13 protein-coding genes are annotated in these 13,154 nt (G+C 70.0%); 8 read left to right on the plus strand and 5 right to left on the minus strand.

The features are described from left to right. Positions 1-197 precede the first annotated feature (197 nt). From DC434_RS02680 to DC434_RS02695, 4 genes are read left to right on the plus strand one after another with little or no spacing between them, the layout of a single operon-like run. The gene (locus tag DC434_RS02680) at positions 198-1,691 is read left to right on the plus strand and encodes an FGGY family carbohydrate kinase (RefSeq protein ID WP_116633707.1); all 1,494 of its coding nucleotides are present in this window, start codon (positions 198-200) and stop codon (positions 1,689-1,691) included. After that, entirely contained in the window at positions 1,688-4,273 is a 2,586-nt protein-coding gene (locus DC434_RS02685) for a GH116 family glycosyl-hydrolase (RefSeq protein WP_116633708.1), read from the plus strand. Before DC434_RS02680 ends, DC434_RS02685 begins: the two co-directional genes overlap by 4 nt. Further along, positions 4,270-5,904 (plus strand): fucose isomerase, encoded by a 1,635-nt coding sequence (locus DC434_RS02690; RefSeq protein ID WP_116633709.1) that lies wholly within the window; start codon positions 4,270-4,272, stop codon positions 5,902-5,904. Before DC434_RS02685 ends, DC434_RS02690 begins: the two co-directional genes overlap by 4 nt. Before the next feature lie 12 nt (positions 5,905-5,916). Continuing rightward, on the plus strand, positions 5,917-6,327 hold the full coding sequence (locus tag DC434_RS02695) for a hypothetical protein (RefSeq protein WP_116633710.1): 411 nt from the start codon (positions 5,917-5,919) through the stop codon (positions 6,325-6,327). Positions 6,328-6,334: 7 nt separating this feature from the next. Here DC434_RS02695 and DC434_RS02700 read toward each other — a convergent pair whose 3' ends face one another. After that, entirely contained in the window at positions 6,335-6,784 is a 450-nt protein-coding gene (locus tag DC434_RS02700) for a MarR family transcriptional regulator (protein ID WP_116633711.1), read from the minus strand. A 95-nt stretch (positions 6,785-6,879) separates the two neighbouring features. Here DC434_RS02700 and DC434_RS02705 point away from each other — a divergent pair, with 95 nt between their 5' ends. From DC434_RS02705 to DC434_RS02715, 3 genes are read left to right on the plus strand one after another with little or no spacing between them, the layout of a single operon-like run. Next, positions 6,880-7,926 carry an LLM class flavin-dependent oxidoreductase gene (locus DC434_RS02705; protein ID WP_116633712.1) on the plus strand — a complete coding sequence of 349 codons (1,047 nt, stop codon included), beginning with the start codon at positions 6,880-6,882 and terminating at the stop codon, positions 7,924-7,926. A 29-nt stretch (positions 7,927-7,955) separates the two neighbouring features. After that, positions 7,956-9,011, plus strand: coding sequence for an LLM class flavin-dependent oxidoreductase (locus tag DC434_RS02710; RefSeq protein WP_116633713.1), 1,056 nt, complete (start codon positions 7,956-7,958; stop codon positions 9,009-9,011). Next, positions 9,008-9,685: an NAD(P)-binding domain-containing protein gene (locus tag DC434_RS02715; RefSeq protein ID WP_116633714.1), complete on the plus strand. Its 678-nt coding sequence runs from the start codon at positions 9,008-9,010 to the stop codon at positions 9,683-9,685. Before DC434_RS02710 ends, DC434_RS02715 begins: the two co-directional genes overlap by 4 nt. Positions 9,686-9,696: 11 nt before the next feature. Here DC434_RS02715 and DC434_RS02720 read toward each other — a convergent pair whose 3' ends face one another. From DC434_RS02720 to DC434_RS02730, 3 genes are all read right to left on the minus strand, one after another. Continuing rightward, the gene (locus tag DC434_RS02720; RefSeq protein WP_116633715.1) at positions 9,697-10,371 is read right to left on the minus strand and encodes a hypothetical protein; all 675 of its coding nucleotides are present in this window, start codon (positions 10,369-10,371) and stop codon (positions 9,697-9,699) included. Continuing rightward, complete coding sequence (locus DC434_RS02725; protein ID WP_116633716.1) at positions 10,368-10,829, minus strand: MarR family transcriptional regulator; 462 nt, start codon at positions 10,827-10,829, stop codon at positions 10,368-10,370. Before DC434_RS02725 ends, DC434_RS02720 begins: the two co-directional genes overlap by 4 nt. Positions 10,830-10,944: 115 nt before the next feature. Then, positions 10,945-11,340 carry a RidA family protein gene (locus DC434_RS02730; protein ID WP_207769899.1) on the minus strand — a complete coding sequence of 132 codons (396 nt, stop codon included), beginning with the start codon at positions 11,338-11,340 and terminating at the stop codon, positions 10,945-10,947. 111 nt (positions 11,341-11,451) lie between these two features. Between DC434_RS02730 and DC434_RS02735 the strand changes: the two genes are divergently transcribed. Further along, positions 11,452-12,426, plus strand: a complete 975-nt coding sequence (locus DC434_RS02735) for a WYL domain-containing protein (protein WP_116633718.1) — start codon at positions 11,452-11,454, stop codon at positions 12,424-12,426. Between the two features lie 103 nt (positions 12,427-12,529). Here the strand turns inward: DC434_RS02735 and DC434_RS02740 are convergent, their stop codons facing one another. Then, complete coding sequence (locus tag DC434_RS02740; RefSeq protein WP_116633719.1) at positions 12,530-13,117, minus strand: hypothetical protein; 588 nt, start codon at positions 13,115-13,117, stop codon at positions 12,530-12,532. Between the last annotated feature and the right edge of the window lie 37 nt (positions 13,118-13,154).

Below are 13,154 nucleotides of genomic sequence, written 5' to 3' on the forward strand. Positions count from 1 at the left end.
CTCCATTCTGCGAACGAAACACCAGATTGTCACGGTATTCCGGATGCCGACCGCCCATATCCCACGCGCTGTGGACAAGCCGACTCGTGCAGGTCCGGTGCAGCAAGAGTCACTGCCGCCTTGCGACTTGAAATCGATTTCGCGTACAGTGACGAACAGGTTTCAGATTCTGCCGCTCAGGTTTCAAGGAGGACGCCATGCGCTGCACCCTCGGGGTGGACATCGGCACATCCAGCAGCAAAGGCGTGCTGGTCGATGGCGACGGCAGGATCCTCGCGACCGCGACGCGGTCTCACGACGTCAGCCGTCCGCGCACCGGCTGGGTGGAGATGGACGGGCGCGTGTGGTGGGACGAGTTCGTCGCGATCGCGCGCGAGTTGCTCGCCGCCGCGCCGGATGCCGAGATCGCGGGTGTCGGCGTGAGCGGCATGGGGCCCTGCATCCTGCTCACGGACGACGGGGATGAGCCCGTGCGCCCCGCGATCCTGTACGGCGTCGACACCCGCTCCGGCGCACAGATCGAGCGGATGACGGCGGAGCTGGGCGTCGACGAGATCACCCGGATCGGGGGCTCGACGCTCACCTCGCAGGCCGGCGGCCCGAAGCTGGTCTGGGTCGCGGATGAGGAGCCCGGCGCGTGGGCGCGTGCCCGCCGACTCTTCATGCCGGCATCCTGGCTCGTGCGCAAGCTCACCGGTGCCTACGTGCTCGACCACCAGTCGGCGAGTCAGGTCTCGCCGCTCTACGACATCGAGAACGAGCGCTGGCATGACCCGTCGTGGGAGCGGTACGCCGACGGCATCGCGCAGCCCGCGCTCGCCTGGGCGGCCGACATCGCCGGCGAGGTGACCGCGGAAGCGGCATCCGCCACCGGCATCCCCGCGGGGACCCCCGTCATCACCGGCACGATCGACGCCTGGACCGAGGCGGTGAGCGTCGGCGCGCACGAGGTCGGCGACCTGATGCTCATGTACGGCACGACGATGTTCCTCGTGGCGACCGGCGAGGAGACGCTGCGCACGCCCTCGATGTGGACGACGGCCGGCGCGTTCGCGGGCACCCGCAATCTCGCCGGAGGACTCTCCACGTCGGGCGCGCTCACCGCGTGGCTGAAGGACCTCACCGGCGCCGACTATCCGGAACTGCTGGCGGATGCCGAGAGGTCGGGGCCCGGCGCCCGCGGCCTGCTCGTGCTGCCCTACTTCGCAGGCGAGCGCACGCCGATCCAGGATCCGGATGCCCGCGGCGTGATCGCCGGTCTCACCCTCGAGCACGAACGCGGCGACCTCTATCGCGCGGCGCTCGAGGCGACGGCGCTCGGCGTGCGGCACAACGTCGAGACCATGCGCGCGGCGGGAGCCGACATCCGCCGGATCGTCGCGGTCGGCGGCGGCACGCAGGGGCGCCTCTGGCTGCAAGTGGTCTCCGACATTACGGGACTCGTCCAGGAGGTGCCGGAGACGACCATCGGCGCGAGCTACGGCGCGGCCTTCCTGGCCGCGACGGCGACCGCCGGCACCGGCGCAGCCCCGCTCATCGCCGACTGGAATCCGGTCGCCGAGACCGTCCACCCGGATGCGGCGCTCCGCGCCTTCTACGACTCGCTGTTCGACCGCTACACACGGCTGTACGAGGGCTCGAAGGACGTCGTGCACGAGCTCGCCGCCGCGCAGCGCGGAGCATCCGCATGACCCGGCGTGCCCGGGGCATCCCGCACACCTCCGAGGCGACGGCGTTCCCCCTCGGCGGCATCGGCACCGGCAACGTCTCGATCGGCGCCCGCGGCGAGCTGCGCGACTGGGAGTTCGAGAACCTGCCGGACAAGGGGCGGCGCAACCCGCACTCGTTCTTCGCGATCCACGCGCGGCCCGAGGGCGGCGTTCCCGTGACCCGGGTGCTCGAGGCGAAGATCACCGGGCGGCACGACGCCGACGCCGGGTACGCCTTCGACCAGCTCGCCGGTCTCCCGCGCCTCGACGGCGCGACCCTGCACGGCGAATACCCCGTGGTCGATGTCGACTTCACCGACGCGGTCGTTCCGGTCGAAGTCTCCCTCCACGCGTTCACCCCACTGATCCCGCTCGATGCCGATGCCTCGGGGATCCCGGCCGCGGTGCTGCGCTACCGCGTGAGCAACCCCGGCCAGGTGCCCGTCGACGTCACGGTCGTCGGCAGCGTCTCGCACACGGCCGGCCGCGGTACGCCGGGACCCGACGCCCCGTGGGGAATGCGCGCGATGCAGAGCGTGCGGTGGCGCGAGGAGGGCGACGTCCGCGGGATCGACTTCGGCATCGATCTCCCCGAGGACGACCCGGGCTACGGCACGCTGAGCCTGACGACGACGGATGCCGCCACCACCGTGAAGCCGCAGTGGGTCACGAGCTACTGGCCGGACGGGGCGCGCCTGTTCTGGAACGACCTGACGGACGACGGGCTCCTCGCGCCCGAGCCGCGGCTCACGCTCGAGGACCGCCCGCGTGGGCTGTTCGCCGAGCTCGACGTCCACCCGGATGCTGCTCCGCTCACCGAGGAGCAGATGCTCGCGAAGCTCCCTCGGCTGCGCACCGGATCGCTCGGCATCGTGCACGCGCTCGCCCCGGGAGAGAGCCGCGACTTCGAGTTCGTGCTCTCCTGGAGCTTCCCGAACCGGCGTCGCGGCTGGCACGGGCACATCGTCTTGGACGACCCACCGGGAGACGGCCCGCTGTCGCCCACGGTCCGCAACCACTACGCGACCCTCTGGCCCGACGCCTGGGCCGCTGCAGAGCATCTGCACCGCGAGCTGCCGGCTCTGGAAGGGGCGACGGATGCCTTCGTCGAGGCCCTGTACGGCAGCACCCTCGACCCCGTGCTCGTCGACGCGATCGGCGCGAACATCGCCGCCGCGCGGTCGACGACCGGTTTCGTGCTCGAGTCCCCGAACCTCGAGCTGGGGGAGGGGCCGGTGTTCGCGGCCTGGGAGGGATCCTTCGATCACGGCGGGTCGTGCGAGGGCACGTGCACGCACGTCTGGTCCTACGCGCAGACCCTCGCCTGGTTGTTCCCCTCGCTCGAGCGCAGCGCCCGGCGCGTCGAGTACCTGCTGGAGACCGACGACGAGGGCGCGCAGAAGTTCCGCGGCAACCGCATCTTCGGCGGGCCGTCGTGGTTCATGGCCCCCGCCGTCGACGGGCAGCTCGGCACGCTGCTGCGTCTGCACCGCGAGTGGCGCTTCAGCGGCGACGACGCGTTCCTGCGGGAACTGTGGCCTGCGGCATCCCGCACTCTCGACTACGCGATCCGCGAGTGGGATCGCGACGGCGACGGCCTGCTCGACGGCGAGATGCACAACACCTACGACATCGAGTTCCATGGCGCCGAGCCGCTCGCGAACGGCGTGTACCTGGCGGCGCTCCGTGCGGGAGCCCGTATGGCCGAACACCTCGGCGAAGCCGAGCGGGCGCGTGCGTGGACGACCCGCGCCGACCACGTCGCCGCGGCGATGGACGAGACGCTCTGGAACGGCGAGTACTACCGGCAGGTGATCGACGATGCCGACGCGCACCGCTACCAGTACGGCGAGGGCGTGCTCTCGGATCAGCTGCTCGGCCAGTTCCACGCCTCCGTGAACGGGCTCGGGCACATCCTGCCGCCTGAGCGCGTGGAGTCCGCGCTCGCCGCGATCGTCGCCCACAACCACCGCACCGACCTGTCCGCGCACGAGAGCACGCAACGCGTCTATGCCCTGAACGACGAGGGCGGACTGCTGCTCGCCTCGTGGCCGCGCGGCGGACGACCCGCGATCCCGTTCGTGTACTCGGACGAGGTGTGGACGGGGATCGAGCACCAGGTCGCGGCCTCCCTGCTGTTCGCCGGTCGCTACGACGACGCGCTGCTGATCGAGCGGACGCTGCGCGCGCGCTACGACGGCGGCCACCGCAGTCCGTGGAACGAGATCGAGTGCGGCAACCACTACGCCCGCTCGCTGGCGTCCTGGGCTCTGCTGCTCGGTGCCACGGGTGCGCAGTGGGATGCGCCGAACGCGACGCTGTCGTTCGCGCCCGTCGGAGCGGGCGGCTCGTTCCTCTTCACCACGGGCACGGGGTGGGGGCGCGTCGAGATCGACGATGACGCCCTGACCCTCCACCTCGACGGCGGCGCGCTCGACGTCGCCGATCTGCAGCTGCACGGCCGGAGCGTCGGCCGCGGCATCCGACTCCGAGCGGGCACTTCGCCGGCCTCAGCCACCCAGAGGTTCCCGCTCACCACGACCCCAACACCGGAGGCATCATGACCACCTACACCCTGCCGACGCCGGCCGCCCGCCCGGCATCCGCTCCCCAGACCGCATACCTGATCGCCTCCGGCGACCTGCGCGAATCCGCCAATACGGGCGGCTGGCCCGTGCAGGTCGAGCTGGAGGCCGGCGTCACCGGGGTCTTCGAGGATCTCGGCTGGACGGTCATCCGCGCGAACGAGGTCGATCCCGCGACCGGGCACGGCTTCATCTCCAGCCAGCGCATGGGCCTCGAGGTCTTCAAGAACATCCCGACGGATGCTCCGCTCATCGTCGCCGAGGCCGTGTGGCAGTACTCGCACCACGTGCTCGCCGGTCTGCGGTCGCACGAGGGGCCGATCCTCACGGTCGCGAACTTCGCCGGCGACTGGCCGGGACTCGTCGGCCTGCTCGGCCTGAACGCCGGCCTCACCAAGATGGACAAGCCCTACGCCTCGATCTGGTCGGTCGACTTCAGCGACGACTGGTTCAAGGCCGGCATCAAGGAGTGGACCGAGACGGGCTCCATCACTCACGACGCCTCGCACGTGCGCGCCCTGCCCGAGCTGCCGGACAGCCCGGAGAAGCAGCTGGGCGAGGCGCTCGCCGCCGAGCTGCTCGCCGAGAAGGCCATCATCGGCGTCTTCGACGAGGGCTGCATGGGCATGTACAACGCGATCTTCGACGACGAGCTGCTCAACAGGACGGGCATCTACAAGGAGCGCCTGTCGCAGTCGGCCCTGTACGCCGAGATGCTCAAGGTCTCGGAGGACGAGGCGAACGCCGCCTACGACTGGCTGATCGATGCCGGCATGACCTTCCAGTACGGCGAGGATGCCGCCACCGAGCTCACCCGTGAGCAGGTGCAGTGGCAGCTGAAGATGTACATCGCCGCCCTGCGCATCGCCGATGACTTCGGCCTCGATGCGGTCGGCATCCAGTACCAGCAGGGACTCAAGGACCTGGTGCCGGCATCCGACCTGGCCGAGGGCATCCTGAACTCCACCGAGCGTCCGCCCGTGACCTCTCGCGACGGCTCGCGCGTGCTGCACGAGGGTCGCGCGTTCCCGCACTTCAACGAGGCCGACGAAGGCGTCGCGGTCGACGCGCTCGTGACCGACCGGGTCTGGCGCGCGATGGGGCTGGTGCCCGACAACACCCTCCACGACGTGCGCTGGGGCGAGGACTTCGACGACCAGTTCGTCTGGGTCTACGAGATCTCGGGCTCGGTGCCGGCCTCGCACCTCGGTGGATGGCAGAACGCGGAGGGCTGGCGTCAGGGGCATGTGTTCTTCCCGGCGGGAGGCGCCACGATCAACGGCGTCTCGAAGCCGGGGGAGATCGTGCTCTCGCGCGTCTTCATCGCGGACGGCATCCTGCAGGCCGACATCTTCCGGGCCTCCGTCGTCGAACTGCCCGCCGAGGAGACGCAGCGCCGCAAGGACGCCACGAACCCGGAGTGGCCCATCGCGCACGTCGTGCTGCACGGCATCTCGCGCGACCAGTTCATGGCCCGCCACAAGGCCAACCACGCACAGCTCGTCTACGCGCCCGACGCCGAGACCGCCGACAAGGCGCTGATCGCGAAGGCCGCGATGTTCGCGGGCATGGGCATCAAGGTCAACCTGGTGGGAGACGTGAACGTCTGAGATCCTGACGGCATGGCCACCGTCGACGACGTCCGTGAGATCGCGCTCGCTCTTCCGGGTGTGGAGGAGACGACGGGCGGACACACCGGAGAGGCGGCCTGGCGGCTGAAGAGCGGCCAGGTCGCCTGGCTCCGCGGCCCGAGCGGCACGGACCTGCGGCAGCTCGCCGATCTCGGGCGCGAGTGGCCCGACGGGCCGGTGCTCGGCGTGCGGGTCGGCAGCCTCGAGGAGAAGGACGCCCTGCTCGCGGCCGAGCCCGAGGCGCTCTTCACGATCCCGCATTTCGACGGGTACCCCGGGCTGCTCGTGCGCCTCGACGTGATCGACCGTGATCGGCTGGCGGAGATCATCGACGATGCCTGGCTCGTGCGCGCGCCGGCTCGCGTCGCGAAGCAGTGGCTGGCGGATCGCGGACTGGAGTGACCTCGCCCTAGGCGCTCGTCCTCAGCGCCTTCGTGATTCCGTCGACCATCTGCAGCTGCTCGTCGTCGAGGCGATCGATGAAGAGCTCGCGGATCGCGCGCAGATGCGGGACGTTGGCTCGGCGGAAGGCGCCGGAACCCTCTTCGGTGAGCACCACCACCGCGCCGCGGTTGTCGGTCGCGCAGTCGTCGCGCCGGATCAGCCCGCGACGCTCCATGCGCCCGAGGTGGTGGGAGAGACGGCTGCGCTCCCAGCCGATCGTGCGGGCGAGTTCGCTCGATCGCAGCTCGTGGTCGCCCTGGTCGCTGAGTGCGAGGAGGACGGAGTAGTCCGCTGCGGAGAGGTCGGAATCGTCCTGAAGTCGTCGACCCAGCTCGCCCTGCAGCGTGGCGACGGTCTCGATGAAGTCCCGCCAGACGCGCAGCTGCGGCGCGGTGGGCGTGCTCCGTGCAGCCATGATCGCCTCCTTTTAGTTGACATGTCCATCATATCGGAGTACAACGGAATCACAAGTGGTTGACGTGTCAACAAAAGAGAGAGCAGGACAGAGTCGTGAACCCGCAGGGATTCGAGATCGGCCTCAACTCGTTCGGCGACACCGCGTCGTCGGGCGGGCGAGACCTGAGCGGCGCAGAGACTCTGCGCCTGCTGGTGGACGAGGCGCGTCGCGCCGAGGATGCCGGGATCGACGTGTTCAGCGTCGGCGAGCACTATCGACCGGGGCACAACGACTCGGCGACCCCCGTGCTGCTCGCCGCCATGGCCACGGCCACGGAGCGGATCGCGCTCGGAACCAGCGTCACCGTGCTCAGTACCAACGATCCGGTGCGGCTGTATCACGAGTTCTCGACGCTCGACGCGGTCTCGAACGGTCGCGCGCAGCTCGTCCTCGGGCGTGCGTCGGCCACGGAGTCGTTCCCGCTGTTCGGCTACGACCTCGCCGACTACGAGGACCTGTTCGAGGAGAAGCTCGACCTCTTCCTGCGCCTGCAGCGGGAGGAGGCGGTCACCTGGTCGGGCACCACTCGGGCCCCGCTGCGCGAGCACGTCGCGCAGCCGCGGATGCGGCCGGGCGGCATCCCGACCTGGATCGGCGTCGGCGGCAGCCCGAACTCGGTGATCCGGGCCGCGCACTACGGTCTGCCGCTCATGCTCGCCATCATCGGCGGCAACCCGCAGCGCTTCGCCGGTCACGTCGATCTCTACCATCGAGCGCTCGCCCAGGCGGGGAATCCGCCCCAGCCGGTCGGGATGCACTCGCTCGGACTCGTGGCCGACACCGACGAAGAGGCGAGGGAGACCTGGTGGCGCTACTGGGAGCCGGTCGTCACCGACCTCGCGAAAGAGCGCGGCTTCTACGCGCCGACCCGCGCGCGCTACGAGCACGAGATCTCCGAGGGTGCCCTGTTCGTCGGCTCGCCCGAGACGGTCGCGCAGAAGATCGTCCGCTCGGCCCGTGACCTGCAGCTCGACCGTTTCGACCTCAAGTACGACATCATGCATCTCCCGGCTGAGGCGCGGGCCCGCACCATCGAGCTGCTGGGCCGCGAGGTCGCCCCGCGCGTGCGCGATCTCCTCTCCCTCGAACGCGCCGCGTGAACACCTCCACCCCAGGAAAGAAAGCAGTCATGAACGACATCGAATTCGGCCTCGACACCTTCGGCGACCTCACCGAAGACGAGAACGGCGAGCTCTCCAGCCATGCGGCGGCCATCCGTCAGACCGTCGACGAGGCGGTGCTCGCCGATCAGCTCGGCGTCAACGTGTTCCTCGTGGGCGAGCACCACCGGCCGGAGTACGCGATCTCGAGTCCCGAGACCGTGCTGGCGGGCATTGCGACCCGCACCTCCCGCATCCGCCTCGGATCCGGGGTCACCGTGCTCAGCTCGGACGATCCCGTGCGCGTGTTCCAGCGCTTCGCCACCGTCGACGCCCTGTCGAACGGCCGTGCCGAGGTCATCCTCGGACGCGGATCGTTCACGGAGTCCTTTCCCCTGTTCGGGCACGACCTCGCCGACTACGAGGTGCTCTTCGACGAGAAGATCGACCTGTTCGCCGAGCTCCTGAAGGAGGAGCCGGTGACGTGGTCGGGCACCCAGCGCCCCGCGCTCATCGACGCGGACGTCTTCCCCAAGACCGAGAGCGGGCTCAGCACCTGGGTCGGGGTCGGCGGTTCGCCGCAGTCGGTGATCCGCACCGCCCACTACGGCTTCCCGCTCATGCTCGCCATCATCGGCGGGGCGCCGGAACGGTTCGCGGGTTACATCGATCTCTACCGACGCGCGGCCGCGCAGTTCGGCACCACCGCGTATCCGGTCGGCATGCACTCGCCCGGCTTCATCGCCGACACCGACGAAGAGGCCCGCGAGCTGCTCTGGCCGCGGTACAAGGTGATCCGCGACCGGATCGGCGCGCTCCGCGGCTGGCCGCCGATCCGCCGGGAGGAGTTCGACCAGGAGATCGAGCACGGCTCCATGTACGTCGGCTCGCCCGAGACCGTGGCGCAGAAGATCGCCCGCACTCTCGGCGCACTCGACGTCGGCCGCTTCGACCTCATCTACACGATGGGGTTCCTGCCGGCCGCGGCGCGGATGCGCGCGGTCGAGCTGTACGGGTCGGTCGTCATCCCGCGCGTGCGCGAGCTGCTCGCCGCGCAGCGCGCCGAGAACGAGGTCGCGGCGTGAGCGGGGCGACGGATGGGGCCACGCTCGGCATCCTCGGTGCCGGCAAGGTCGGCACCGAGCTCGCCCGACTGGCTGTGGCAGCGGGGTATCGGGTGCTCATCGCCGGCTCCGGCGATCCGGGGAGGATCGCCCTGACCGTCGAGGTGCTGGCTCCCGGCGCCGAGGTGGCGACGGCGGCAGTCGCGGCCGAGCAGGCAGACATCGTGATCCTCGCGCTGCCGCTCGGCAAGCACCGGTCGCTCCCGGTGGCGGCGCTGCGTGGAAAAGTGGTGGTCGACGCCATGAACTACTGGTGGGAGACCGACGGCATCCGCGAGGAGTTCACGGGGTCGACGAGCGAGATCGTGCAGGATTTCCTGCCCGACTCCCTCGTGGTGAAGGCCTTCAATCACATGGGGTATCACGACATGGAGGCGGACTCCCGGCCCTTCGGTGCTGCCGATCGCAAGGCGATCGCGCTCGCTGGGGATCATGAGGATGCTCTCGCCCGGGTCGCGCGGCTGATCGACGATCTGGGGTTCGACCCGCTTCCTGCCGGAGCGCTGGCCGACGGCATCCGCCTGCAGCCGGGCGCGGGGGCCTTCGGGGCGAACGTCTCGCGCGGTGAGCTCCTCGAGCTCGTCGAGGCGTTCGATCCGGAGCGGGACCGGTTGACGCTCCCTGCGTTCGGGTGACGCCGCGGCGATCAGTCCGTCGCGGTCAGGAACGGGCGGGCGGCGGCGAGGAACGCGCGCGGGTCGTCGGCCCAGAGGCGGATGCGGGTGACCTCATGCCTTCCGCCCTTGGGCAGGAGGCCGGGGAGGCGGATGCCGACGGGCCGCTCCAGCTCGATCTCGATGTTGGTCTCGTCCTGCATCCGCTCGGCGTACTCGGCACCCTGTTCGGTCGGGGTGATCCGTGGCAGCTTCGGCTCATCGACGCGCTTCGAGATGGCGATGGAGGCGATGTCGTCCCAGGCGATCGGGACGTCGATCTCGAGTCCGCTGCGGACGCGGATGCCGTCGGGCGCGACCGCGTGCGGCCGCATGAGCATCGCGCAGAGGAGCCCGATCATCCACGTCAGACCCCAGATGCCGAGGATGAGGATGGGGATCCGCACGGCGGGCCAGGGGTGCACGATCAGGTCGAGGATCGGGATCTCGACCGCCGAGAGCACGATGAAGATGATGAGGATCGTCAGCACCGGCTGGTGATACGCGACGCCGGTGCCACCCGGCGGGACGGCGGGACGGCGGGCGATGGCTCGGCCGATGCTCGCGTAGACGCGCAGCTCGGCGGTCCACGCGCGGTGGAGGAAGTTCAGCGCGCGGGCGACTCGCGATGGTGCGTCTGACGGGGACGTCCTCGTGCCCGTGGTCATGATGCAGCCCGTCCGGCGTCGGCACTCGCCGCCTCTGTCACGAGGGTCTCGATGTGGGATGCGATCGCGGCGATGCCGCGTTCGAGTGCCGCACGGTCCGACGGAGCGACCGCGGCGAGGAGCATGTCGTTGAGCTCGGTGTGCTCCTGCTGCATCCGCGTCATGGTCTCGGTCGCCGAGGCGGTCAGTTCGACGAGGACGGCGCGCCGGTCGGTCGGATGCGGCGTCCGGCAAACGTGGCCCGACTCCTCGAGGCCGTCGACAAGGCCGGTGATGTTGCGCGGCGTGACGTCGCAGATTCGGGCGAGGTCGCGCTGGGTCGACGGGCCGGCATGCTGCAGCACCCAGAGCAGGTGCACGCGGGCGGTCGTGAGTCCCGTGCCGTCGAAGGCGCGTGCCATGTCTCTCTGGAAGAGCTCGCCGATCAGCAGCAACCGGTCGAGCAGCAGGATGTCCATATCCGTGAGCCTACTACATAGTTACCTCACTTCACGAGTTGGATGTCGCTCCCGTGTCAGTTGTGGCGAGTGGAACGGCAGAACACCCGCCACAACTGCCACGGGAGTGGCTCGATCAGGCGACGGCCGTGGCTTCGAGCTCGACAAGCAGGCCGGGTATGGCCAGTCGCGTGACCTGGAGCATCGTCGTCGTGGGGGCGACGCCGGCGGCACCCAGGCGCCCGGCGAGCACGCCGTAGTGCGGGAAGAGCGCGTCGACATCGGTCGTGTAGACGTTCAGGCGCACGAGATCGGCCAGCGACATGCCGGCCGCAGCGAGCACGGCCTCGAGGTTGTCCGCACTCAGCGCGAGCTGTGCCGCGATATCCCCGTCATGCTCGGGCCGGCCCTCCGCGCTCATCGCGGTCTGGCCCGAGATGTACAACGTGCGGGTCTCGCCGGAGACGACCTCGCCCTGGTGGAAACCCAGCTCCTGCGACCACGTCACCGGGTTCACCGCTGTGCGTTCGATTGTCATTTCCTGGTCCTTTCGTCGTGCGATTCCGCCTCGGGACGAAGCGATGGATCCAGCCTTCCAACGAATCACGACACCTTCTGTCATGTATTCCTGAGATAATCTCCCATGCGCGCAGATCGGCTGGTCTCCCTCGTGCTGCTGCTCCGGCAACGCGGCCGCCTGTCCGCGACGGCGCTCGCCGAGGAGCTCGAGGTCTCGACGCGCACGGTGCTGCGCGACATCGAGGCGCTCTCGACGGCGGGCGTCCCCGTCTACGCCGATCGCGGCCGTCACGGCGGCTTCACGCTCCTGCCCGGGTTCCGCACCGAGCTCACCGGTCTCAATCACGACGAGGCGCTCGCGCTGCTCACCGCCGGCGGCGCCGGGGCGAAAGAGGTGTTCGGGCTCAGCGCCGCGCTGTCATCCGCGATGCGGAAGATCGTCGATGCGCTGCCCGAGGGTCACCAGATCACGGCGGCGGATGCTGCCCGTCGCATCCTCGTCGACCCCGAAGCCGACCTCCTCTCGCGGCGTCGGATCGCCGAGATCATCCCGGAGCCGATCATGAGCGAGGTGCGCCGCGCCGTGCTCGTCGGCCATCGGCTGCGCATCCGCTACGCGGCCGAGGCCCGTGAGCCGGTCTGGCGCACGCTCGATCCGATCGGCCTCGTCACGGTGCGCGACAAGGGCTACCTCCTTGCGACCGTCGACGGCGGCGATCGCACCTATCGCCTCTCGCGCATCCTCGCCGCCGAGGCGCTCCACGAACCCGCGCAGCGCGACGGCACGGTCGACCTGGCCGAGCTGTGGCAGCAGCGCAGCGCGCGGTTCCGGGAGGGGGAGGATCCGCTGGAGGTCGTCTTGCGCCTGGCCCCTTCGCGTCGAGAAGAGGTCGCATCCACGGCCGTCACGGTTCTCAAGGAGACGATCGATACGGACGGCGAGCTGCGGATGACCGTGTCCTTCCAAGATCTCCGTCACGCGGTGTGGGCGCTCTGGCAGCTCGACACCGGCGCTGAGGCGCTCGAACCCGTCGAGCTCCGCGAGGCGCTGTGCGCTCGCGCGATCGCGGTCGCCGCAAGATACGCCGGATCGGTGTGAGTCGAGTCGTGATGGATCAGGAATGCCGTTCCCGCCCCGCCGCCGGCGGCATTATCGATCCAGCATCGGCCAGGGTCAGGCAGGGTCGGGCCGGTCAGGCCGGTCAGGCCGGATCGAGCCGGAGCACCTCGGGCGACTCCCCGCCCTCGAGATCGTCGGCGATGCGGATGCTGCGCGCCAGGTCGTCGAGCGCCGCGGTCAGGGTGCCGAAGCGCTCCCGGTCGCTGCACACCGCGGTCAGAGTGACCAGGTGGGTTCCGGTGTCCCACGTGTAGGTGGCGAACGGGGGCGTGGCCTCGGACGACGGCAGGGGTACGAGCAGCTTCTCTCCCACGCCGAGGCGCGTCGGGAACGACTGCGTGTCGTCGTACTCCATCGGCATCGATGCCCGCGCGATGCGCACGTCCGGCGTGAGCTGCTGCGCCGTGGCCATCGCCACGATCAGCTCGGGCTCGGCCTTCCAAGTCCACACCAGCACCCGGCCGTCGGCGCGCTTCATGAGCATCGGCGCGGCCTGGCTCATGGCCCAGGCGCCGAAGCGGGATCCCGGGCGCTCGGTCGCCCCGACCGCCGCATTGACCTGCCCCAGCAGCATCCGGATCGCCGCCTTGCGGTGGCGCCGACCGCGCCAGCCGAGCGAGTCCGTCACGGGGATCCACAGCCGGGGATCGGCGTCGGCAGTCAGTCGCATGGCCCCACGCTAACGGGTGACCCTGGGGGATGCCGGT

Origin of the sequence: Microbacterium sp. TPD7012 (genome assembly GCF_003075395.1) — a bacterium.
In the GTDB taxonomy this organism is placed as follows: Bacteria; Actinomycetota; Actinomycetes; order Actinomycetales; family Microbacteriaceae; genus Microbacterium.

Excerpts from the sequence above, each read along its gene's own strand:
- DC434_RS02720 (WP_116633715.1), bottom strand. The coding sequence starts at position 10,371 with ATGACCACGGGCACGAGGACGTCCCCGTCAGACGCACCATCGCGAGTC.
- DC434_RS02695 (WP_116633710.1), top strand. The coding sequence starts at position 5,917 with ATGGCCACCGTCGACGACGTCCGTGAGATCGCGCTCGCTCTTCCGGGT.
- DC434_RS02710 (WP_116633713.1), top strand. The coding sequence starts at position 7,956 with ATGAACGACATCGAATTCGGCCTCGACACCTTCGGCGACCTCACCGAA.
- DC434_RS02690 (WP_116633709.1), top strand. The coding sequence starts at position 4,270 with ATGACCACCTACACCCTGCCGACGCCGGCCGCCCGCCCGGCATCCGCT.
- DC434_RS02685 (WP_116633708.1), top strand. The coding sequence starts at position 1,688 with ATGACCCGGCGTGCCCGGGGCATCCCGCACACCTCCGAGGCGACGGCG.
- DC434_RS02725 (WP_116633716.1), bottom strand. The coding sequence starts at position 10,829 with ATGGACATCCTGCTGCTCGACCGGTTGCTGCTGATCGGCGAGCTCTTC.
- DC434_RS02740 (WP_116633719.1), bottom strand. The coding sequence starts at position 13,117 with ATGCGACTGACTGCCGACGCCGATCCCCGGCTGTGGATCCCCGTGACG.
- DC434_RS02735 (WP_116633718.1), top strand. The coding sequence starts at position 11,452 with ATGCGCGCAGATCGGCTGGTCTCCCTCGTGCTGCTGCTCCGGCAACGC.
- DC434_RS02700 (WP_116633711.1), bottom strand. The coding sequence starts at position 6,784 with ATGGCTGCACGGAGCACGCCCACCGCGCCGCAGCTGCGCGTCTGGCGG.
- DC434_RS02680 (WP_116633707.1), top strand. The coding sequence starts at position 198 with ATGCGCTGCACCCTCGGGGTGGACATCGGCACATCCAGCAGCAAAGGC.